The 20262-nt window shown below is 40.5% G+C and carries 19 protein-coding genes; 13 read left to right on the top strand and 6 right to left on the bottom strand.

What is annotated here, in order from left to right; all coding sequences use genetic code 11:
* The first annotated feature begins 109 nt into the window (after positions 1–109).
* Positions 110–1123, top strand: coding sequence for an alcohol dehydrogenase AdhP (gene adhP, locus AC1DVK_RS15795; RefSeq protein WP_061465944.1), 1014 nt, complete (start codon positions 110–112; stop codon positions 1121–1123).
* A gap of 54 nt (positions 1124–1177) precedes the next feature.
* On the opposite strand, the gene AC1DVK_RS15790 is transcribed toward adhP, so the two are convergent.
* Genes AC1DVK_RS15790 through AC1DVK_RS15780 form a run of 3 tightly spaced genes read right to left on the bottom strand, consistent with a single transcriptional unit; the run spans position 1178 to position 5387 of the window.
* Positions 1178–2608: a sigma-54-dependent transcriptional regulator gene (locus AC1DVK_RS15790; protein WP_410861449.1), complete on the bottom strand. Its 1431-nt coding sequence runs from the start codon at positions 2606–2608 to the stop codon at positions 1178–1180.
* A 4-nt stretch (positions 2609–2612) separates the two neighbouring features.
* The gene (locus tag AC1DVK_RS15785) at positions 2613–4226 is read right to left on the bottom strand and encodes a sensor histidine kinase (RefSeq protein ID WP_410861450.1); all 1614 of its coding nucleotides are present in this window, start codon (positions 4224–4226) and stop codon (positions 2613–2615) included.
* A gap of 12 nt (positions 4227–4238) precedes the next feature.
* Positions 4239–5387 (bottom strand): iron-containing alcohol dehydrogenase, encoded by a 1149-nt coding sequence (locus AC1DVK_RS15780; protein ID WP_089362542.1) that lies wholly within the window; start codon positions 5385–5387, stop codon positions 4239–4241.
* Positions 5388–5663: 276 nt separating this feature from the next.
* On the opposite strand from AC1DVK_RS15780, the gene AC1DVK_RS15775 reads away from it, so the two are divergent.
* From AC1DVK_RS15775 to AC1DVK_RS15745, 7 genes are all read left to right on the top strand, one after another.
* A complete protein-coding gene (locus tag AC1DVK_RS15775; RefSeq protein WP_477626872.1) occupies positions 5664–7070 on the top strand; it encodes a M28 family peptidase in 1407 nt (468 codons plus the stop codon).
* A gap of 120 nt (positions 7071–7190) precedes the next feature.
* Positions 7191–7436: a hypothetical protein gene (locus tag AC1DVK_RS15770; RefSeq protein ID WP_477626871.1), complete on the top strand. Its 246-nt coding sequence runs from the start codon at positions 7191–7193 to the stop codon at positions 7434–7436.
* Positions 7437–7631: 195 nt separating this feature from the next.
* Positions 7632–7820, top strand: a complete 189-nt coding sequence (locus AC1DVK_RS15765; RefSeq protein WP_061461318.1) for a hypothetical protein — start codon at positions 7632–7634, stop codon at positions 7818–7820.
* Positions 7821–8095: 275 nt separating this feature from the next.
* On the top strand, positions 8096–8773 hold the full coding sequence (locus AC1DVK_RS15760; protein WP_061461320.1) for a response regulator transcription factor: 678 nt from the start codon (positions 8096–8098) through the stop codon (positions 8771–8773).
* Positions 8770–10149 (top strand): sensor histidine kinase, encoded by a 1380-nt coding sequence (locus tag AC1DVK_RS15755; protein ID WP_477626870.1) that lies wholly within the window; start codon positions 8770–8772, stop codon positions 10147–10149. The genes AC1DVK_RS15760 and AC1DVK_RS15755 overlap by 4 nt, the downstream gene beginning before the upstream one ends.
* Before the next feature lie 99 nt (positions 10150–10248).
* Positions 10249–11355: an ABC transporter permease gene (locus tag AC1DVK_RS15750; protein WP_410861452.1), complete on the top strand. Its 1107-nt coding sequence runs from the start codon at positions 10249–10251 to the stop codon at positions 11353–11355.
* A complete protein-coding gene (locus tag AC1DVK_RS15745; RefSeq protein WP_410861453.1) occupies positions 11352–12029 on the top strand; it encodes an ABC transporter ATP-binding protein in 678 nt (225 codons plus the stop codon). The genes AC1DVK_RS15750 and AC1DVK_RS15745 overlap by 4 nt, the downstream gene beginning before the upstream one ends.
* Positions 12030–12262: 233 nt before the next feature.
* Here AC1DVK_RS15745 and bioC read toward each other — a convergent pair whose 3' ends face one another.
* Genes bioC through bioF form a run of 3 tightly spaced genes read right to left on the bottom strand, consistent with a single transcriptional unit; the run spans position 12263 to position 15017 of the window.
* Positions 12263–13084: a malonyl-ACP O-methyltransferase BioC gene (gene bioC, locus AC1DVK_RS15740; protein WP_477626869.1), complete on the bottom strand. Its 822-nt coding sequence runs from the start codon at positions 13082–13084 to the stop codon at positions 12263–12265.
* Positions 13081–13824: an alpha/beta fold hydrolase gene (locus tag AC1DVK_RS15735; RefSeq protein ID WP_477626868.1), complete on the bottom strand. Its 744-nt coding sequence runs from the start codon at positions 13822–13824 to the stop codon at positions 13081–13083. The genes bioC and AC1DVK_RS15735 overlap by 4 nt, the downstream gene beginning before the upstream one ends.
* Positions 13821–15017, bottom strand: a complete 1197-nt coding sequence (gene bioF, locus AC1DVK_RS15730; RefSeq protein WP_410861456.1) for an 8-amino-7-oxononanoate synthase — start codon at positions 15015–15017, stop codon at positions 13821–13823. Before bioF ends, AC1DVK_RS15735 begins: the two co-directional genes overlap by 4 nt.
* 494 nt (positions 15018–15511) lie before the next feature.
* On the opposite strand from bioF, the gene AC1DVK_RS15725 reads away from it, so the two are divergent.
* The 5 genes from AC1DVK_RS15725 (at position 15512) to AC1DVK_RS15705 (ending at position 20216) form a co-directional block, all read left to right on the top strand.
* Entirely contained in the window at positions 15512–16351 is an 840-nt protein-coding gene (locus tag AC1DVK_RS15725; protein ID WP_061461337.1) for a YitT family protein, read from the top strand.
* A gap of 152 nt (positions 16352–16503) precedes the next feature.
* Positions 16504–16689, top strand: coding sequence for a hypothetical protein (locus AC1DVK_RS15720; RefSeq protein ID WP_061461339.1), 186 nt, complete (start codon positions 16504–16506; stop codon positions 16687–16689).
* Positions 16690–17059: 370 nt separating this feature from the next.
* Positions 17060–18349, top strand: coding sequence for an ABC transporter substrate-binding protein (locus AC1DVK_RS15715; RefSeq protein WP_061461341.1), 1290 nt, complete (start codon positions 17060–17062; stop codon positions 18347–18349).
* 188 nt (positions 18350–18537) lie between these two features.
* Positions 18538–19398, top strand: coding sequence for a carbohydrate ABC transporter permease (locus tag AC1DVK_RS15710; RefSeq protein WP_061461343.1), 861 nt, complete (start codon positions 18538–18540; stop codon positions 19396–19398).
* Positions 19398–20216 carry a carbohydrate ABC transporter permease gene (locus tag AC1DVK_RS15705; RefSeq protein ID WP_477626867.1) on the top strand — a complete coding sequence of 273 codons (819 nt, stop codon included), beginning with the start codon at positions 19398–19400 and terminating at the stop codon, positions 20214–20216. The genes AC1DVK_RS15710 and AC1DVK_RS15705 overlap by 1 nt, the downstream gene beginning before the upstream one ends.
* Positions 20217–20262: the final 46 nt, after the last annotated feature.

Here is a 20262-nt window from a genome sequence, read left to right as displayed (position 1 = left end):
TGTATGTGTGGTAGTAAAAAAAATATCCACTTAAATTAAGGGAGGAATATGAATCATGAATGTAAAACAAGGGGAAAGCACTTTCAATGCAAAACAACAGCTTAGGACAATGAAGGCAGCAGTCGTCAATGAATTCAACCAAGAACTTGAGATTAAAGAAGTACCCATCCCAGACTTGGTTTATGGTGAGATATTAGTGAAAATTAAAGCATGTGGCGTGTGTCATACCGATTTACATGCGGTACATGGCGATTGGCCAGTTAAACCTAAACTTCCGCTTATCCCTGGACATGAGGGTGTAGGCATTATAGAAAAGGTGGCAGAAGGCGTAACTTCCTTGAAAGTAGGTGACCGTGTTGGGATCCCATGGCTTTACTCGGCCTGTGGCGATTGTGAGTATTGTCTGACTGGAAGGGAGACGCTTTGCTTGGATCAACTGAATGCAGGCTATTCCGTGGACGGGGGATATGCGGAATACTGTAAAGCACCTGCCAAATATGTGGTGAAGGTTCCTGAAGGGCTAGACTTTGCGGAAGTTTCACCGATTTTCTGTGCGGGTGTAACGACTTATAAAGCACTTAAAGTATCAGAAGCGAAACCTGGTGATTGGGTAGCGATCTATGGAATTGGCGGATTGGGACATGTTGCCCTTCAATATGCGAAAGCGATGGGCTTTAATGTCATTGCTGTCGATATTCAAGATGATAAGCTTGATCTGGCAACGGAGCTGGGGGCGGATTTCACTGTTAATGGGCTTAAGACTGATCCTGTACAAGCCATAAAGGATAAAGTTGGTGGTGTGCAGGCAGCCATTTCTGTAGCGGTTACGAAAAAGGCATTCGAACAGGCATACAGTTCAGTCAAGAGGGGCGGGACACTGGTCGTAGTTGGACTGCCGAATGATGAACTTCCAATCCCGATTTTTGATACAGTACTAAATGGGGTAACTGTAAAAGGGTCAATCGTAGGCACGAGAAAAGACTTACAGGAAGCTGTTCAATTTGCGGCAGAGGGAAAAGTAAGAACAAATATTGAAACAAGAACACTTGATGAAATCAACGACGTGTTTTCGATGATGGAAAAAGGAGAAATCAACGGGCGCATCGTATTGACTTTAGAATAAGAACAAAAGGAGGATGCCATAGAAAAGGGCATCCTCCTTTTTTGTATTTTTGTCTTATGTCTGGTTCTTCTCATTTAATATATAGCGCAGTTTCCTTATGGATATCTGCAAGCGTTTGGCAGCTTCATTCCGGTTGCCGTATGTTTTTTGCAGCGCCTGCAAGACGAGTTCCTTTCCAATTGTGGATTGAAGCTGTTTGATTTCTGTAAGGATTTCTTCAAGCATCAGTTCATCTTTCTCATTAAAGTCAGCCACCAGCTTTTTTCGCCACTCTTCAAGAAGGTTTTCAGTTGCCTCAGTCTCATTCGGAGGCTCTTTCTTGTTCGGAGTAATCTGGCTGTTAGTTAGTGAGATATCATTGGCGGTTATTTCTGACTTATGGTCTGCGAGAGTCAGCGTCCGCATGACCACATTAGATAGTTCGCGTATGTTGCCTGGCCAGTTGTGTTGCTGTAACTTTTCAATGGCTACATTGGAAAAAGAGATATCTCCCTGACCATTTCTCTCAATCAAATGCCGGACAAGCAGGGGAATATCCTCTTTACGTTTCCTTAAAGGCGGGATTTCTAGAGTCACAACGTTCAGTCGATAAAATAGATCTTCCCGGAATGTTTTTTTGTCAACTGCCTGCTGCAGGTTTTCATTGGAGGCCGCCACTAAACGGGCGTTCGTCCGTAATGTCCCGCTACTACCAACCCGCATGAATTCCCGCGTTTCCAAAACTCGAAGTAATTTGACTTGAATGGCCGGACTTGCATCAGCAATTTCATCAAGGAAAAGCGTCCCGTTCCCCGCAATTTCGAAAAAACCCTTTCTCAGTTGGGTCGCTCCGGTGAAAGCGCCCTTTTCATGACCGAATAATTCGCTTTCAAGCAGGGATTCAGTGATCGCTCCGCAATTGATGCCGATAAAAGGTTCATGGTTTCGGGGGCTGGCTATGTGGATGAAGCGTGAAAGCACTTCTTTCCCGCTTCCGGTTTCTCCTTCGATTAATACATTGACGGATTTTTGCGCAACCTTGAAGGCCGTTTCAATCAAATTCTTCATTAAAGGACTTTCACCGACAATGAGTCCTGAATCCTCGGCAAGCTTATGGATGAAATGCTGGTTCAAAGCTTCATTTTCATTCAATAGGTTGTCAATCTGCCTTTCCAGTACTTCAATATCCACGAAGGGTTTTTCCATGTAATCACTCGCGCCAAGTTTCATGGCATCAACAGCGGTCTTGACGGTGCTGTATCCGGTCATGATCAGTACCTTGCAACGCGGCTGCAGTTGTTTTAGATGCTGCAGGAGGGAAAGTCCATCGCAATCCGGAAGCTTCAAATCTATCATTGCGACATCAAAACGCTGCTGATTCCAGTCGATTTCATGAAACTCCTTCCCGCTATTCACAACTTGTACGAGGTAACCTTTCATCGTAAAAAGGCGGGATAGAAAAGTCCCAACCTCTTTCTCATCGTCTACCACAAGTAAATGAATCACCTTATCATCCCCTTTCCTCTCCTTGTATAGGAAGCCTCAGGAAAAAAGTGCTTCCATGTCCTGGTGTGCTCAAAACGTCGATCTTTCCGCCATGGTCCTTGGCGATGCCAAGGCTTACAGACAGCCCCAAACCTGTACCCTTTTCACGGTCTTTAGTCGTATGAAAGGGATGGAATATGAAGGGCAGGCGTTCTTGTTCAATCCCCGTTCCGTTATCAGTCACCTGAACCACCATGAACTTGTTTTCTGAATAGGTAGCGATCGAAATCGATTTTTCCGATTGCGCAGACTCATCCAATGCGTCCTTGGCATTCAATAGCAAGTTGATGATGATCTGTTCAATCTGCGGCTGGCTGCCCTTTATGAAAGGAAGGTCTTCCTGAAGGCTAAGATGGAGGGAGATTTGCTTCTTCCCAAGTTGGAACTTCAATAGGTTCAGAACCTGGTGAATGGCCTCGTTAATAGAGTAATAGTGGAACCTATACTCATCCTGCCTAGAAAAGGTAAGCAGGCTTTTCACGATTTGCCTGCATCGGTCCCCGCAAATCTTAATGTCGTCCAATAGCATATAATCCGGATTGTCCTGTGGGGTTTTCCGTAATAAAATTTGCGAGTTACCAAGAATGGCCGTTAATGGGCTGTTCAACTCATGGGCAATCCCAGCTGCCATTTCACCAATCGCCCCAAGTTTACCGGCATGTAATAGCTGGACTTCCATCTGTCTTCTTTCGGTGACATTTTTATAATAAGCAATGACCCCATATACTTGGTGCTCCTTATTCTGAATCGGGTAAGCATGCATTTCCAAGATGGTATCATGCTGAAGGAGAATTTCCTGAAATCCTGGCATATTAAATGAAAAGGTATCTTGAATAAGAGATTGGGATGCTTCAATTAAAGGAACCAAGTCGGAAAAGTCCCGGGCAGAATCATTGGATTGATAGACAGATCCTTTGTGATCAAAGACGATGATCATATCTTCAACTGCCTTGAACGTATCCTCCCACTCCTGTTTGGAATGAAGAACTTCCTTATAAAGCTGGGCATTCTCCAAAGTAAGTGCAAGCTGATTGGATAGTTGCTCAAGAAAATCCAGTTCATCTTTATGCCATGTTTTCTTTTTCTTCCTTCCGAAAGTCCAGATTCCGATTTTTTTACTTTTTCCGTACAAAGGGACTAATAGAAGTGTTTCAATTTCAAGGGATATTAGACGTTCTTTTTCTGGGAAGTCCGGTAACCGTGTAACTTCCACCTGAATGGGCTGCTTGTCTTTCAAGACGGACGAGAAATCCTGAAAAGGGTGTAACAGGTTATTGGAATCCATTTCAAGTTCGCAGTGACCATTGGGGCAGATATGAAGCAGGGCAGGTTCTTCCTCATACAATATGATAAAATGACTGTCATCGAATGTAATGAGCTGCTTGAGTTTCGCAATGACATTTCGGAGAATTTCCTGGATGTCGATTTCAATATTCATATTTTTAGTGATGTCATTCATGATTTCAAGCTGCATATTTTTCTTCTTCAACTGATCCACGGTTTTCTTAAGTTCCGTGTAATACGTTTTTTTTGAAGATTTCACACCTGTCATTAAATCTATCAATTCAAGTTTATTCATGCCTTTCACCTCTTAAAGGGCTGTAAGAAGCAGCTGATTAATCTGTTCTAATGACATATCACGAGGATTTGTGATCATGCAGGCATCCTCAAGTGCGGTCATCCCTATGGGTTCTATCATTTCTTTCGTAATGCCGACATCACTTAAACTCTTGGGAGCTCCTATATCCTGGGATAATTCCCTTACGAAGTGAACGGCTGCCATTCCAGCTTGCTGCTCGGTCAATGCCCGCGTATCGATGCCCATGATGTCTGCCATCTCACTGAATCGCCTTGGTGAGGCAATCCGATTAAAATCCATGACATGGGGAAGCAGTATCGCATTGATTTCACCATGCGGAAGAAGGTATTTTCCGCCAATTGCATGTGAAATGGCATGGGCCGCTCCCAAAATGGCATTGGAAAACGCTAGTCCAGCTTGCAGGCTCGCCATCGCCATCGCGTTTTTAGCTTCCTCATTATGCCTGGATGCTACAGAGGGGCGTAAGTGACGGGAAACGATGGACAACGCGTTTTTAGCTTGTACATCGGTCAACGGTGTCGCAGCGATAGAAACGTAGGATTCAATGGCGTGGGTTAAAACATCCATTCCAGTAGCCGCGGTCAAATCCGGTCCCAAGGTGGTTAAGGTACCAGGATCGATTATTGCAATATCGGGGACGAGTGATTTTGAAATGATCGTCATTTTTTTCTCGCGGAATGAATCGACGATCACCGAAAACTGAGAGACCTCTGATCCTGATCCGGCCGTAGTCATAATCATCACCATGGGTGGGAGGGGAGAGTGGACTTTATCAACACCTTCATAATCACTGATGATGCCACCATTCGTAGCTAAAAGGGCTACCCCTTTGGCGACATCCAAAGCACTGCCTCCTCCCAAACCAATGATGGCATCGCATTCTTGGTCATTAAATGCCAAACAGCCGGCTTCAATCTCCGTGTCTTTCGGGTTGGTCGTCATTTCAATGAAGGTAGCAAAGGCAAGACCCACATCTTGGCAGGATTCAATGACTTTATCTAACCAGCCAGCATTGGCAACACCGGAGTCGCTGACTATCAACGCCTTTTTGGCACCCAACCGTAAGCAGGCCTCGCCAGCTTGTTCTATCGAACCTTTTCCAAAAATCACTTCCGGCATCACAAATTTAGTTATCGACATCTTTGCGCCTTCTCCCTATAAAAATTCAATTTCTATTGTATTATTTTCCCGAAAAAGAACGAAAATCCTGTTTGGATACCAGGTATTTTTATATAATATGACAAAGTATCAAACGATTGAGGACTTTTGTTATGAGTCAAATCACCTAACTATTTCTTTTATTTGTAAATTCATTACTTTAGACATGGATTAATAGGGATAAACCTACCTAGTTAGAATTTTCTGTATATTGTAAAATGATGGAGGGAATCTATTGAACTAGGAGGCAGGCAATCTATGAAAAAACAATTTCTATCCGTATCATTAGTCGCGGCATTAACATTCGGAGCAGCCGGGACCACTACTACCGCTTTAGCAACACCGAGTTCTTCTCCAGTACATCATGTGCCATCCACAGACAAGCAAATCGTTAAAAGGATCGATGTCGACAAAATCTACAAGAATATTGAATACCTCTCACAAACACCTCGAGTTGCCGGTACTGATTCGGAGTATAAGGCCGTCCAATTCATCAAAAAGCAGTTCGAATCTTATGGCTATAAAGCCGATATTGACGAGTTCAGTTTTTTATCCTATACAGACCCAAATCTGGTCGAGCTGTCCGTTGACGGGTTTGATGAGGAAATCCAAGCGAACCATTTAACTTATTCAGTTAATGGTGATCTATCCGGTGAAGTGGTATATGCCGGCTTAGGAACGAAGGAAGAGCTTGAAAAAGCGGATGTTACAGGGAAAATCGCCCTTATTCAAAGAGGCAGCTTCACTTTTGCAGAGAAAGTATTGAATGCAGCAGAAAAAGGGGCAGCAGGTATCATCCTATTCAATAATGCAGATGGGGAATTAAATGGGACCCTTGGAGGGGCTAATGATCAGTATATTCCATCTGTCACGATAACGAAAAAGGATGGAGAAGCACTGCTTGAAAAATTGAATGCTGGAGTTAAACTGGCAGCATCATTAAAGATTGAAGGAGCACATACCGGAGAGAAAACCTCTTATAACGTGGTGGCAACAAAAAAAGCAACAAAGACCATTAAGGCTAAGAAGAGCGATATCATCTATATCACTGGACATCATGATTCCGTCGCTGGGGCACCTGGAGCGAATGATGATGCATCAGGCACGTCCGTCACACTTGAACTTGCACGTGCACTGAAGAATCTTCCTACAGATACGGAACTTCGCTTCGTCACCTTTGGGGCCGAGGAAAATGGATTGCTTGGTTCACAGAATTATGTGGAGAACCTCTCTGATGATGAGATCAAGCGGACGATTGCAAACTTCAACCTGGATATGGTGGGAAGCAAGGACGCTGGAGATTTGGTCATTTTGACTAATGATGGAGAGTTGAATCTTGTGACCGAGCTGGCTCAGGCATCAAGTACAAGGCTGAATGGCGAGCCTACTCCATATGGACAAGGCGGACGCAGTGACCATGTATCTTTCGCTGAGGCTGGGATTCCCGCTGCTTTATTCATCCACAGTCCATCAGAACCTTGGTATCATACTCCTGATGATTCCATTGATAAAATCTCAAAAGAAAAGCTTCAAGATGTTGCTGGAATTGTCGGAACCGCTGTCTATGACCAAGCTAAAATCGAAGCTAAAGAGCCAAATCCAAATCATAAAAAAGGGAAAAAGGTGAAAGCTCCGCATTTATTTGACGAAAAGGAATTCAGATAAAGCATTAAAAAAGTATGAATTTTAGAGGGTGCAGCTGCACTCTTTTTTTATGTTAAAAAATGAATAAACGGGGGAAGTCTAATTCATAATCTTTCCAAATGGGAGGGATTCCCTATTTAAATGAAGTTAATGAATTATGAATTATTTTCTATTAATCCCTATGCTGAATATAAGGGAGAGTTGTTTCCAGTATCAGAAGAAAGAACAACAGGAAAAGTATTGTTGGATACAACCAACACTGAACTTGCTATAAAGATGGGGTTTGAACGAACAGATAAATATATATATCCAAATATGTGGAATAGGATTAAGTGGGAATTACCAAGGAGAGGAGGCCTTATTCAATGGATTAATTTTTTCATTTAAATAGCCTTTAAGGTTAAGGGCCTATTTTTATACCCACTATTATACAAACTGGTTCACCAAGTTGTTTACATAAAGTAAAAGAGGATTATTTTTTCCGGAATTGGGTAAAAAGTATTAAGCTGTCTTTCATTTAATATCTAGCACTAAGGTTTCTTTATTCTTTTGAATAAGGATGGTTTGGTGGGAGGTGATTAAATGAGAAAGGCCTATGGTATAAAAAGTTTAATAATTTACTTAGAATCGGTAAATTATCCAATTACCGAAAAGGAAATCGATGATCTAATATTAAATAAGAAGATACCTCATCTAAGACCCATAAATAATTTACTGATTTTTAATTTAGATCATATTGATGGCTGGCTTAGTGATCAATTAAAACCTTAGTTAATTGAAGCCCTGCTTTAAGCGGGGCTTTGATCTGCTATCTAAGTCTATTTATAAAACCCCGTTAATATGAAAAGTAACCAGATGGAAAAAGGCGGCCAAGGTSTTCATGAASACCTTGGCCGCCTTTTTGTTTATCTTCTTTTTTTTGCCTATTAGTGGCAAACTAATTTATAAGGAACTGGAGTTGGAATGAGTATTTGTTGTTTTACAGGTTTAATTATTGCTATTGTATGTGTAGCTAGAGCTATAAAAGAAGTGGAGATGTGGTTTCTATGATACATATATTAATTGCGGATGATGATCGGCATATTCGGGAGTTGCTTAAATTTCATTTGGAAAAGGAAGGATACATGGTATCGGAAGCGAAGGACGGGAATGAAGCTTCCTTGAAACTGGAGAGGGAACGGATCCATCTGGCGGTTGTTGATATTATGATGCCGTTTAAAAACGGACTGGATCTTTGTAAGGAAATCCGGGATCAATATGATCTGCCTGTCATTTTATTGACTGCCAAAGATCAACTTATCGATAAGGAAAAGGGATACTTTGCGGGTACGGATGATTACCTCGTGAAGCCATTTGAGCCACGGGAACTTCTATTTCGGATAAAAGCGCTATTGCGAAGGTACCGTATGGTGAATTCTGAATCCATATCATTGAATCAAACGATTATTGACCGGAAAAGTTATGAAGTGAGAATAAAGGGGAATACGTTGCTCCTGCCGCTTAAGGAATTTGAGCTGCTGGCTCAGCTGGGGAGTTTTCCTGATCAGGTCTTTACGCGTGAACAGCTTATTGAATTGGTGTGGGGTGCTGATTTTGAAGGGGATGATCGGACGGTTGATGTCCATATTAAACGGTTAAGGGAACGTTTTGCCGGGCGTACCGATGATTTTGTTATAACGACTGTCCGTGGCTTAGGTTATAAACTGGAGGTCAATAGGAAGTGAAAACACTCTATTTCAGGATAGTTATTCAAACCATTTTGATCATGGTGCTTGCGAGTGTCATCGCTTTTTTGATTTCCAATATCTATTATCATAAGGTTCAGAAACCTTACAATGGCGAGAAGATAAGCAAAGTGGCAAGTGAGATTGTCTCCTTATATGAGGAAAACCCAGATCAGGATATTGATGACTATTTAAATCATATAGCAGGATTGCACTATCAAATGTATCTTTTTAATGAGCAGGGTGAAGGAACTTTATATGGGGAGCCGTTTCGGGAAACGGCTTTGGACACGGATACGATTTCCGGAGTTCTGAACGGAAAAACGTATCAAGGGATCGCCAATTACAATAATGGGCTATTTATTACCGGTTTTTTTGAGGATGTATTAATCAATAGCATTGGCGTTCCCATGAACGTGAATGGGGAAAGGCATGCATTGTTTGTAAGGCCGAATATAGAACTGCAGTTTGGAGAGTTCCGTTTTTACCTTTCTGTTTTGCTCGTACTTACGCTCCTACTCAGTTTTTTATTTGTTATTATTAACACGCGTTTCATCGTTAAGCCAATTACGAAATTAACAGAAGCTACAAAGAGAATCGCTGATGGGGATTATAGTAGTAAATTGAATGTTACCCGGAGTGATGAAATTGGGGATTTGGCACAACATTTCGCGAAAATGACTCAAAGCATACAGCGGTTAGATGATATGAGACAGGAATTCGTTTCAAATGTTTCTCATGAAATTCAATCTCCGCTCGCATCCATCCAAGGTTTTTCTCAAACCCTTCAATCTGAGGAATTAACAAAGGAACAAAGAAATAATTACTTGTCCATTATTGAAAAAGAAAGCAGGCGCATGTCGTTGTTAAGCAAACAGCTCCTAATGCTTGCTTCCTTGGATAAAGAGGATGACCCGCTGCAACGTTCCAATTTCGATTTAGCACAACAAATAAGGCAAGTGATGTTTATGCTGGAATGGAATTGGCGTGAAAAAAATATGGTGATTGAAATGGATTTACCATCAACCGTCGTTACTGCAGATGAGAAACTTTTAAATCAAGTATGGACGAATTTGATAACCAACAGCATTAAATACTCCGAAAGCGGCAGTTCGATCGTTATTCGACTCAAAAAAATGGGTAACTTTGTTGAAGTGATGATTTCAGACACGGGAATGGGAATTCCAGAAGAAGACCTCCCTTATATTCTTGAGCGCTTTTATAAAGTCGATAAAGTGAGAAATCGCAGTGAAACAGGCAGTGGCTTAGGACTTTCGATAACGAAGAAGACCGTTGAACTACATGGCGGAACGATTGAGGTTCAAAGCGAACTTGGCAAAGGGACCACTTTTTATATACGGCTGCCCCTTATGTAATCATTTGTTCATCTTCCATTCATATTGATTGTTTACAATCGGGTCATACCGAATCAAGTAGGAATTGATCGGTAAACAAAAGGAATGGGGGATGAAATGATGTTTTTGGCAATACGTGAACTAAAGCATTCAAAGTTACGTTATCTGCTGATTGGACTGATCATGGTATTGGTCGCTTTGCTTGTCTTTATCATTTCAGGATTAGCTAATGGACTTTCTTCAGATAATGCTTCATCCATACAAAATATGAAGGCCGACTATTTTGTCATGGAGCATGACTCTAAAAATAAATTGAACCGATCGATCATATCCATGGAAAAACTAGATGAAATCCGTGCTTCCTCGGATGTTAAAGCAGCCGAGGGTCTTGGGCAAATGATGACCACATTGAATAAAATCGGGTCAACGGAAAAAACGGATGTCACGATTTTTGCGACCAATGCTAATGGTATTTTAGCACCGAAGGTCATAGAAGGAAGGAACTATGACAATAAGAAACAAGGTGAAGTAGTTGCTGATCGTTCTTTAAAAGAGGTTGGCTATAAATTAGGTGATTCACTCAAAGATGACCTATCAGGTAAGGTTTTCACCATTGTTGGTTTTACAGAAAAGCAGTCTTACAGCCATTCACCTGTTGTTTACATGAATGTTAAGGGATGGCAGGAGATTAATCCTGCATTGAAAAACCAAGGGGAGGATTCAATCAGCACCATAGCAGTGCAAATGGATTCGAAGGCAGAAGAGAATGTACGTGAATCATTGCCTGAGGATGTAACGCTCATTTCTAAAGATGAATCCCTTCAGAGTATACCAGGGTTCAAAGAGGAACAGGGCACATTGACGATGATGATCGCTTTCTTGTTTGTCATAGCAGCATTCGTTTTGGCTGTATTCTTTTATGTGATTACCTTGCAAAAAACGAATCAATTCGGAGTTCTTAAAGCACTCGGGGCCAATACGGGCTACCTGGCAAAAAGTATTATTGGTCAAGTAATGCTGCTTGCAGTGACATGCATAGCCATCAGTGTTGCCCTGACATATGTCGTCACGTTAATCATGCCAGAGGGAATGCCATTCGTATTGAGTACCGATTTGGTCATTAAATATTCCGTGTTACTTTTGGTTGTATCCCTATTGGGTTCGCTGCTATCACTATACCGAGTAGCGAAGATAGACGCGATCGAAGCAATAGGGAGGGTATCATGATGAGGGATAAACTATTATTTGAAAACGTCAGTAAGATTTATGGGGAAGGCATTAATAAGGTGACAGCCCTTGATAATATTTCCCTGAATGTGAAAGCGGGGGAATTCGTCGCGATCGTGGGTCCTTCAGGCTCAGGAAAAAGTACTTTTCTTTCAATAGCGGGTGCGTTACTATCTCCGAGCGAAGGTCGCTTACTGCTGAATGATGAGGATATTACATCACTATCCTCAAAGGAATTGACTCGGGTGCGCCTTGAAAAGATCGGGTTTGTATTCCAGTCATCGAATCTTGTTCCATATTTAACTGTACGAGATCAGCTGCTGCTCATTTCCGAACTGATTGGCAAGCGGGATAAAAAAACTGTGAAAAAAGCGGACGAATTGCTTAGCCATCTTGGACTTGGAAATCGGGCAGATCACCTGCCTGAAGCACTGTCGGGCGGAGAGCGGCAGCGTGTAGCCATCGCCCGTTCGCTGATGAATGATCCTGAAATCATTTTAGCGGATGAACCAACGGCAAGTCTTGATTCCAAAAGAGGCAGGGATGTTGTTGAAATGCTTGCACATGAGGTGAAGTCAAGAAATAAAGCGGCCATCATGGTAACGCACGATGAAAGAATGCTAGATTTATGTGATCGAGTGGTCAATATTACAGATGGCAAGGTATTTGGATGAGTTATACCTAAAACACACGCCCCCTTGAGTTGAATCAAGGGGTAACTGGGCCGCCGCCTCTCCAAAGGAATTAGGAGAGGCGGCGGCCTGAATTCTCTGAAATACTAGATGGAACCGTTATAAATAATTTTATAGGAACGGGCTGCAAATATGTAAGCAAAGGCAAAGGCATATTTTATATATGGCTATAAGAAAAGGATATTATGCTGGTATCCCAGACCGTTCTCTTCGGATTAATTATGTTTTTTAATTTTAAAGAACAAACAGTGATAAGTTGCTTTCACACCTGATTCTTCTCGGTATTCTGTGTCGTATATGTTGATTAACTCTCGAAAAAAAGCGGGGCGTTGGCAGTAGTTTTCTTTGTTGCTGTTAGCTGCACCAATCTTTTTGATTGAAGTGAAAAATTCACGTACTGTCTGAAAGTACTCTGGTTCAAGCGTTTCCATTTTTGTTATCTCTATTGGAAATGCTGATGAAAAAGGGATTGCTTCTTCACAAACCTGCGATAATTCTTCTAGAGTATAAAACATTTGGCCAGGTGAACTATCAATGGTAAGTTGAAGCTTTTCTTTCGCATGTTCATACGACATATGAAGCTCTTGAAAGGTTTTAGTTCCGAACGTTGAAAATATCAGGCATCCTTCAGGCGTTAAACGCGCAGACAATTTTTCAAGGGTTGCAGGAAGGTTATTCAGCCATTGAAACGTGGCATTGGAAATAACTAAGTCATAGTTTTCATTAAGTTCCATTTCTTCGATGTCAGCACATAAAACAGTAACACGGTCTTCCTTTGTCAGTCCTTTCGCCACTTCAACCATTCCTGGTGCTAAATCAACAGCCGTAATAACAGCATTAGGAAATGTTTTAACGAGTAACCTGGTCAAGTAACCAGTGCCGCAGCCAATTTCAAGAATATTAATTCTTTGACTGGGGTTTTTTTGAGGAAGTAGATCAACCAATTGTCTCGCCATATTTTTTTGAACATTTGCATACGCATCATATGTTTTCGCATGTTCACTGAACCGCTTACTTAACAATCGTTTATCAATCATGAATGTACTCCTTTTTGAATGAATGTTTTCATGAGCTGCACACATTCCTGTGGTTTTGTGAAAAAGGGAATATGACCAGTTCCTTCCATAATGTGGAATTCAGCTTCCCCACCCAGATTTTCTTTAATGAAAGTTGAGGCTTCGAGTGGGCAAATTTTGTCTTCCATTCCATGAATCAATAAAAAGGGGGTTTTAACCTGAGCGAGCTTTACTCTTACGTCTTTCTGAAGTAAATAATCCAAGCCTATAAGAAGCGAAAACACATCATCTCCTTGAAACTCGCGTTGAATTGTCGCATTGAATTGATGATAAAAACCTTCTTTTTTTTCTGCTTCGGAAAACATTGCTTCATAAAATGAAATCAAAGTCTTCTCTTTATTACGCTGTAGTTGTTTCTTCATGCGCTCGACAATAAGTGGATTCCAACCAAATGAATAGTTTTCATCCGTGGTAAACCGACTCGTTGCACCAATTAGTATAAAACCTTTTATTTTTTCTCGATATGAGCTTATAAGTTCAAGTGATACGAGTGCCCCTAATGACCAGCCAAGTAAAAAAATAGGACCATCGATGGAAGCGATTGTGTCGATGACTCGTTCTTCAAAGTCATTTAGTGTTTTCGTATCTCTCCATTCTATAAATGAAAGGTTAAATGCTTCAGACAGCGGTTTGATTAACGGTTTAAATGCTCCTTCTTCCATTCCCCAGCCAGGAAGCATGATTAAATTCGGCTTTTTCATTCAATAACACCCATTTCTTTTCCAATAATAGAAACCTTTTTAACTGCCCAATCAAGATCTTCTTTATTGTGGAGAGCTGTCACGGTAAACCGGATTCTCGCCTCATTTTCAGGAACGGTCGGCGGTCTGACAGCAATGGCTGCAATTCCTTCTTTCTGCAAACGTTTGGCAAATTTCATCGTTTTTTCGTTTTCTCCGATGACAATAGGAACAATCTGTGATTGACTCCCACAAATATTAAACCCGTAATATGTGAGTTCTTTTCTAAAGTATTCCGAATGTGTTTGGAGCAGTGCACGGCGCTCTGGTTCTTCTTGCACAAGGTCAATCGCTGTTTTTATAGCACCGAGTATGGCAGGGGGAAGTGCAGTTGAATAAATGAATCCGCGCATGCGATTTTTTAAATAGTCAATAAGCCATTTTTTTCCGACAACATAGGCTCCGAATGAACCAAGCGCTTTACTGAATGTTCCCATTTGGATATCAATTTTATTTTGAAGATGGAGATGACAGGCATAACCTTCGCCGTTTTTACCGTAGATGCCGCTTCCGTGTGCATCATCTGTCATTAAAATTGCGTTATAACGCTCTTTTAATCGAACAAGGTCTTCAAGATAAGCAAAGTCACCGTCCATGCTGAAGACCGTATCCGTCACGATTAATTTACGTGCTTCAATTGATGATTTTTTCAATAATGCTTCTAAATGATCTAAATCATTATGCCGATATCGCATATGCTTCGCACGGCTCAAAAGAGCTCCGTCGACAATGCTTGCATGATTCAATTTATCACTATAAATAAAATCGTTACGAGACAGCAGGGTGGAGATAATTCCTAGGTTTGCGTTATATCCACTGTTGATAATAAGACCTGCTTCTGCTTTCTTCCAATTGACAAGAGCTTGTTCTGCTTGATCGTAAAGGGGATGATTGCCAATGATTAAACGTGAAGCCGTTGCTCCTGCACCATATGTATGTACTGCATCAACCATAGCCTTTTTCAACCGTTCATCTCCTGCATATCCTAAATAGTTATTGGAAGCAAGGTTTAGCATCCTATGGCCATTAATCAAAAGCCATGGTTTCTCGGCAAATACAGTTGTGACGAGTTCACGTTTTTGCGATATCTCTTCTAAATAAGCCAGTTCTTTCTTTATTTTATCTTCCCAAGGTAATTGTTTTTCACTGTGCATGGACATTCTCCTTTTGTTATATGTTAACTTAAATTTATTTTAGTTAACATATAAAACATTCTAATCATGACTCTATAAAACTGTCAAGCTTTGAAAAGGAACCCGATTATAAAATAATTATCCATAAATCAGGGAGATAACGAGGGGCGAAAGAGGAGAACTATTATCAGCATTCTGATTAGAATTTGTCCTTTGAACCATGTAGTGGAGCAGTAGAGTTTGACCATAACAATAAGTTGAAAGGGGGATTATGATGGCTGCTGTTTTCCATGGGCAGCAGCTTTGTTAAGCTAATGTCTAAAAGAGCTTAGAAAAATTTAGTGCCCTTATACGTATTAAGCTTATTCATTGAAGATAATCTAACTACCAAGGTAGTCTTTTTGTTAAACCTTCAAATCTTTGAAGGATTAAATGGAATTCCATGTTACTATAGAGCAGTGAAATTAACCTATTTCTTTTCACATTAACAATTACATAAAGGAAGGTAATTAAATATGAAAAAGATTTCTTTAGATGTTTTATTTATATTAATAGGAGCTTTTATTTTCGCTTTGGCAATAAATCTTTTCGTTATTCCCAATGAACTTGGTGAGGGAGGAGTCACGGGGATAACCATCATTTTATTTTATCTTTTTGAGTGGTCACCAGGGCTGTTAAGTTTGATCATTAATGCTTTCCTGCTCATTGTCGGTTATAAATATCTGTCGAAAATGACAACGATTTATACCATCATCGCCGTTGCATTCAACTCGCTTTTCCTTCATTTAACCGAAAGTTGGAATATATCTTCCGATGAAATTGTCATCAATGCGATATTTGGCGGGGTTTTTGCTGGAGCAGGGATTGGAATAATCATTCGAGTTGGAGGTACGACTGCCGGTACAACGATCCTAGCCCGAATTACGAATAAATATTTGGGATGGAGCTTAAGTTATGGACTTCTGTTTTTCGATTTAATCGTTGCGTTCTCATCTTATTTCATCATTGGCGCAGAAGGTCTGATGCTTACTATCCTAATGCTTTATATTGGAACAAAAACGATGGAATTCATCATTGAGGGATTGAACCCGAAAAAAGCGATTACCATCATATCAAATGAAGCGGACCAGATTGCAAAACAAGTGACGGTATTGATGGACCGAGGGGTAACCGTTTTTAGCGGTCATGGATACTATACAAAAGCATCCAAGGATATTTTATATATCGTTATAAGTAAGCAAGAGGTGCTCAAGTTAAAGAGAATTGTGCAGTCAACGGATAGCAATGCTTTCATAGCCATACATGACGTTCGGGATGTATTTGGTGAAGGATTCCTGGATATCTCGAAGTCCTGAAGCGATTGGTTAGTTCGAAATGAAAAGGCCTAATAGGCTTTTTTATTTTGCAATGTAAAAAAATCTGTAAATTCCGAATAATTTGTTATATTATGTAAGTAAGAAACCACACACCCTGAGGAATGCAGCCATTAAATATGGAGGTGTCTAAGATGATCCTTTTAAAAGTGGATGACAGAAAGTTTGGGAAAAGCAATATCAAGTACAGTGTAGTTGATAAGGAAACGAATGAATTGATCATTAGTGGTGTGTTTAAAGAATTTGGACAGGCAAGCGATAAATATTATGAACTGAAAGATGAATATGGTTCATCCAATGTACAGATGGTATTGAAGTGAAAAGAGGGGGACCGTTGGGTTTCCCTTTTTGGGTACTAATGTCAGAGGTGAAAATGGCCCGTACAAAAAAATAGTTTTTATAACCGTTTAAAGGAATATTCAATGGTTTCTGAATCATATAATTAGATTGAGAAGGTTTTGAACATCCTTTTTTTACAATATACTACAATTTAATTGTAAAGTATGGAATTTGGTGGTAATATAAAGCGCATAAATGTAAACGTTTGCAAAAGAGTTTGTGGGGAGGTGATGTAAAAGAAGTACGATAGACTATTCATATCGTAGAACGAAAGGTTTTTATTTTACTATTTTATGCAAACGTTTTCTTAAAATTGCATGAATATTATGAAAAAAGGGAGAGTCGGTAGGCATGAATCGTAAAAAATGGTACGGGGGAATCTTTTCTGTTTTATTAATTTTTAGTGTGATTTTGGCTGGATGCTCTTCTTCTACTGGTGGAAACAGCGACTCTAAGGATAAAGTGACTCTGGATATTTTTCAATTCAAGGTAGAATTCAAGTCGCAATTCGAGGCATTGGTGAAACAATATGAAAAAGAAAATCCAGATGTGAAGATCAAGATATCGACAGTTGGCGGTGGAAATGATTATAAATCAGCCATTACGGCAAAGTTCGCTTCAGGTGAGGAGCCAGCGGTTTTTAACATTGGCGGACCGGTAGATGTCAAACAATATAAAGATAGATTATTAGATTTAAAGGACACGAAGGCAGCGGCAGCAGCACTTGATGGCACTTTGGATGGCGTGGAAGAGGACGGGCAAGTTCTTGGACTTCCATTTAACCAGGAAGGATACGGCTTGATTTATAACAAACGGATATTTAAGGAAGCCGGAATCAATCCTGAAGAAATTACAAGTTATGCAGCATTAGAGGCGGCAGTTAAGAAAATGGATTCACAGAAAGACAAATTGAAAATCGATGCAGTTTTCGCTTACCCGGTTAAAGAGAAGTGGGTGACAGGGAACCATTTATCCAATGTATTCTTAGCGCCGGAGTTTGATGGGAATGTGTTAAAAGCAAGCAAGTCTCCAACTGTTAAATTCACGGATGGTGACAAGTTTAAACAAATGGTCGATATCCAAAATAAATATTCCGTCCAGCCGACAACAAGTCTTGATTACTCCCAACAAGTGGAAGAGTTGTTCTCACTTGAAAAGGTTGCAATCATTCAGCAAGGTAACTGGGTGTATAACACAGTATATGATATGGACCCGGAATTAGCGGAAAAAGGCATCGGTATCATTCCGATTCCTAATGGAGACAAAGCAGGAATGCCGGTCGGCGTACCGAACTATTGGGCAGTGAACAAGAAATCGGATGAAAAGGTACAGGAAGAAGCGAAGAAGTTCCTCGACTGGATGTATACATCTGAAGAAGGGAAAAAAGCCGTTTTGGAAGATTTTAAATTCATTCCTGCTTATGAAGGATATGATGTAGAAAAAATAGCCGATCCAATTTCAAAAGAAATTTATAAATACTCCCAAGATGGAAACACGATTGGGTGGGTGTTTAATGGATATCCGGTTGGTTGGAATGATGACCTTGGTGCAAGTGTCCAAAAGTACGTAACTGGTAAATTGACGTGGGATGAACTTGTCCAACAGAACATTGAAAATTGGGAGAAGATTCATAGCAAGTAAGTGTTCGGAATGGCAAATGACCAATCGGCATGAAAAGTGTGTCGATTGGTTGTTCCTGTTACAAGAAAGTAGCTAAGGGAAATTGCGTAAATAAGGTATACATCATTTACTAACTAGTCATGATCGATGATTTTTAATATTTTTTGAAATCCGTTATCTATTAAATCATTTCAAGGAGGTCGGTTTCGTTGAGGAATCGGGATGCCGCATATTGGCTGTTTTTGACACCTGTTCTTGCTGCACTCATTTTGGTGGTGATCGTGCCACTCATCTACGGATTTTATTATTCCTTTACGAATTGGAACGGTCTAGGGACGCCAGCTTTCATCGGTCTTAAGAATTATATGGATTTGTTTACGGATAGAGGGTTTCTGGATACATTTTGGTTCACCATTAAATTTTCCGTAGCGGCAATTGTTGTAATCAATGTCATCGGTTTAAGTTTGGCTCTTATCGTGACATCGAAAATCAAATCAAGCAACATACTGCGGACAGTTTTCTTTATGCCCAATTTAATTGGCGGCTTGATCCTAGGTTTTATTTGGCAGTTCATTTTCATTAAGGTCTTTGGTGCGATTGGTGACTTGACTGGGATCGAGGCATTTAATGGATGGTTATCAACGACAGAAACAGGTTTTTGGGGATTGATCATATTAACGTCTTGGCAAATGGCCGGGTATATCATGATCATTTATATTGCATATCTGCAGGCTGTTCCTGAAGACTTGATCGAAGCGGCAAAAATTGATGGGGCTAACAGCTTCCAGCGTTTTCGCCATATCACCTTCCCGCTTGTGGCACCTGCTTTTACCGTCAGTTTGTTTTTGACGCTGTCCCACTCGTTCAAGATTTATGATCAAAATCTTTCTTTGACGAACGGAGCTCCCTATAATTCAACCGAAATGGTCGCGATGAACATTGTAAAATCCGCTTTCACCGAAAATGATATGGCATATGCACAGGCAAAAGCCGTAATCTTTTTCGTAATTGTGGCAGCAGTTTCTTTAACACAAGTGTATATCAATAAGAAAAGGGAGGTTGAGCTGTAATGAAAAAAAAATGGAAGCTATGGCTGGTTGGATTCATCGGTTTCATTTTAGCTGTAATATGGCTCACTCCGTTTTATTTAATGATTGTCAATGCTTTTAAAATGAAGCGGGATATATTTGCCGATACACTGGGACTGCCTGAAACCTGGACATTCGAAAACTTCATTCAAGCTTTCGAGCAATTGGATTTCCTCCGGACTTTATTCAATTCTTTATTGATATCGGGCGTCAGTGTTGTCATTATTATCATCTTTTCTGCGATGGCCGCATATGCACTTTCCCGAAACAAAAGTAAAATAAGTTCCTTGCTTTTCTTTGTGTTTGTAGCAGCCATGTTGATTCCGTTTCAGTCTGTGATGATACCGCTTGTTGCCCAATTTGGTCAGCTGGGGATGTTGAACAAGGCCGGACTGATTTTCATGTATTTAGGTTTTGGCTGCAGTCTTTCCATATTCCTATACCATGGTACATTAAAAGGGATTCCCCTCTCTCTTGATGAAGCAGCTAAAATTGATGGTGCTAACCGGTTTCAGGTATTTTGGTATATCATCTTTCCATTATTAAAACCGATGTCCATTACAGTTGGGATCTTAAATGTCATTTGGATATGGAATGACTATTTGTTGCCATCCCTTGTTATTGGTGGCGAGGGATCGGAGACCATTCCGCTTAAATTGTTCTTCTTTTTCGGGCAATATACGAAACAATGGCATCTTGCCTTGGCTGGACTTACTTTATCCATCATTCCAGTCATCATTGCGTATTTTTTTGCTCAAAGGCAAATTATCAAAGGAATTGCAGATGGAGCCGTTAAATAACTATTTAAATATAGGGAATATTAAACCATAAGCGGTGAACGGGAAG

The sequence above is a fragment of the Peribacillus sp. P4_B1 genome (assembly GCF_056402395.1).
The sequence above is the reverse complement of the archived record's forward strand: the minus strand, read 5'-3'. Positions and strand labels throughout refer to the sequence as shown.

What these genes read in the sequence shown, in the direction of transcription:
- adhP (WP_061465944.1), top strand. Translation starts at nt 110, where the DNA reads ATGAAGGCAGCAGTCGTCAATGAATTCAACCAAGAACTTGAGATTAAA.
- AC1DVK_RS15785 (WP_410861450.1), bottom strand. Translation starts at nt 4,226, where the DNA reads ATGAATAAACTTGAATTGATAGATTTAATGACAGGTGTGAAATCTTCA.
- AC1DVK_RS15780 (WP_089362542.1), bottom strand. Translation starts at nt 5,387, where the DNA reads ATGTCGATAACTAAATTTGTGATGCCGGAAGTGATTTTTGGAAAAGGT.
- AC1DVK_RS15775 (WP_477626872.1), top strand. Translation starts at nt 5,664, where the DNA reads ATGAAAAAACAATTTCTATCCGTATCATTAGTCGCGGCATTAACATTC.
- AC1DVK_RS15770 (WP_477626871.1), top strand. Translation starts at nt 7,191, where the DNA reads ATGAAGTTAATGAATTATGAATTATTTTCTATTAATCCCTATGCTGAA.
- AC1DVK_RS15765 (WP_061461318.1), top strand. Translation starts at nt 7,632, where the DNA reads ATGAGAAAGGCCTATGGTATAAAAAGTTTAATAATTTACTTAGAATCG.
- AC1DVK_RS15760 (WP_061461320.1), top strand. Translation starts at nt 8,096, where the DNA reads ATGATACATATATTAATTGCGGATGATGATCGGCATATTCGGGAGTTG.
- AC1DVK_RS15750 (WP_410861452.1), top strand. Translation starts at nt 10,249, where the DNA reads ATGTTTTTGGCAATACGTGAACTAAAGCATTCAAAGTTACGTTATCTG.
- AC1DVK_RS15745 (WP_410861453.1), top strand. Translation starts at nt 11,352, where the DNA reads ATGATGAGGGATAAACTATTATTTGAAAACGTCAGTAAGATTTATGGG.
- bioC (WP_477626869.1), bottom strand. Translation starts at nt 13,084, where the DNA reads ATGATTGATAAACGATTGTTAAGTAAGCGGTTCAGTGAACATGCGAAA.
- AC1DVK_RS15735 (WP_477626868.1), bottom strand. Translation starts at nt 13,824, where the DNA reads ATGAAAAAGCCGAATTTAATCATGCTTCCTGGCTGGGGAATGGAAGAA.
- bioF (WP_410861456.1), bottom strand. Translation starts at nt 15,017, where the DNA reads ATGCACAGTGAAAAACAATTACCTTGGGAAGATAAAATAAAGAAAGAA.
- AC1DVK_RS15725 (WP_061461337.1), top strand. Translation starts at nt 15,512, where the DNA reads ATGAAAAAGATTTCTTTAGATGTTTTATTTATATTAATAGGAGCTTTT.
- AC1DVK_RS15720 (WP_061461339.1), top strand. Translation starts at nt 16,504, where the DNA reads ATGATCCTTTTAAAAGTGGATGACAGAAAGTTTGGGAAAAGCAATATC.
- AC1DVK_RS15715 (WP_061461341.1), top strand. Translation starts at nt 17,060, where the DNA reads ATGAATCGTAAAAAATGGTACGGGGGAATCTTTTCTGTTTTATTAATT.
- AC1DVK_RS15705 (WP_477626867.1), top strand. Translation starts at nt 19,398, where the DNA reads ATGAAAAAAAAATGGAAGCTATGGCTGGTTGGATTCATCGGTTTCATT.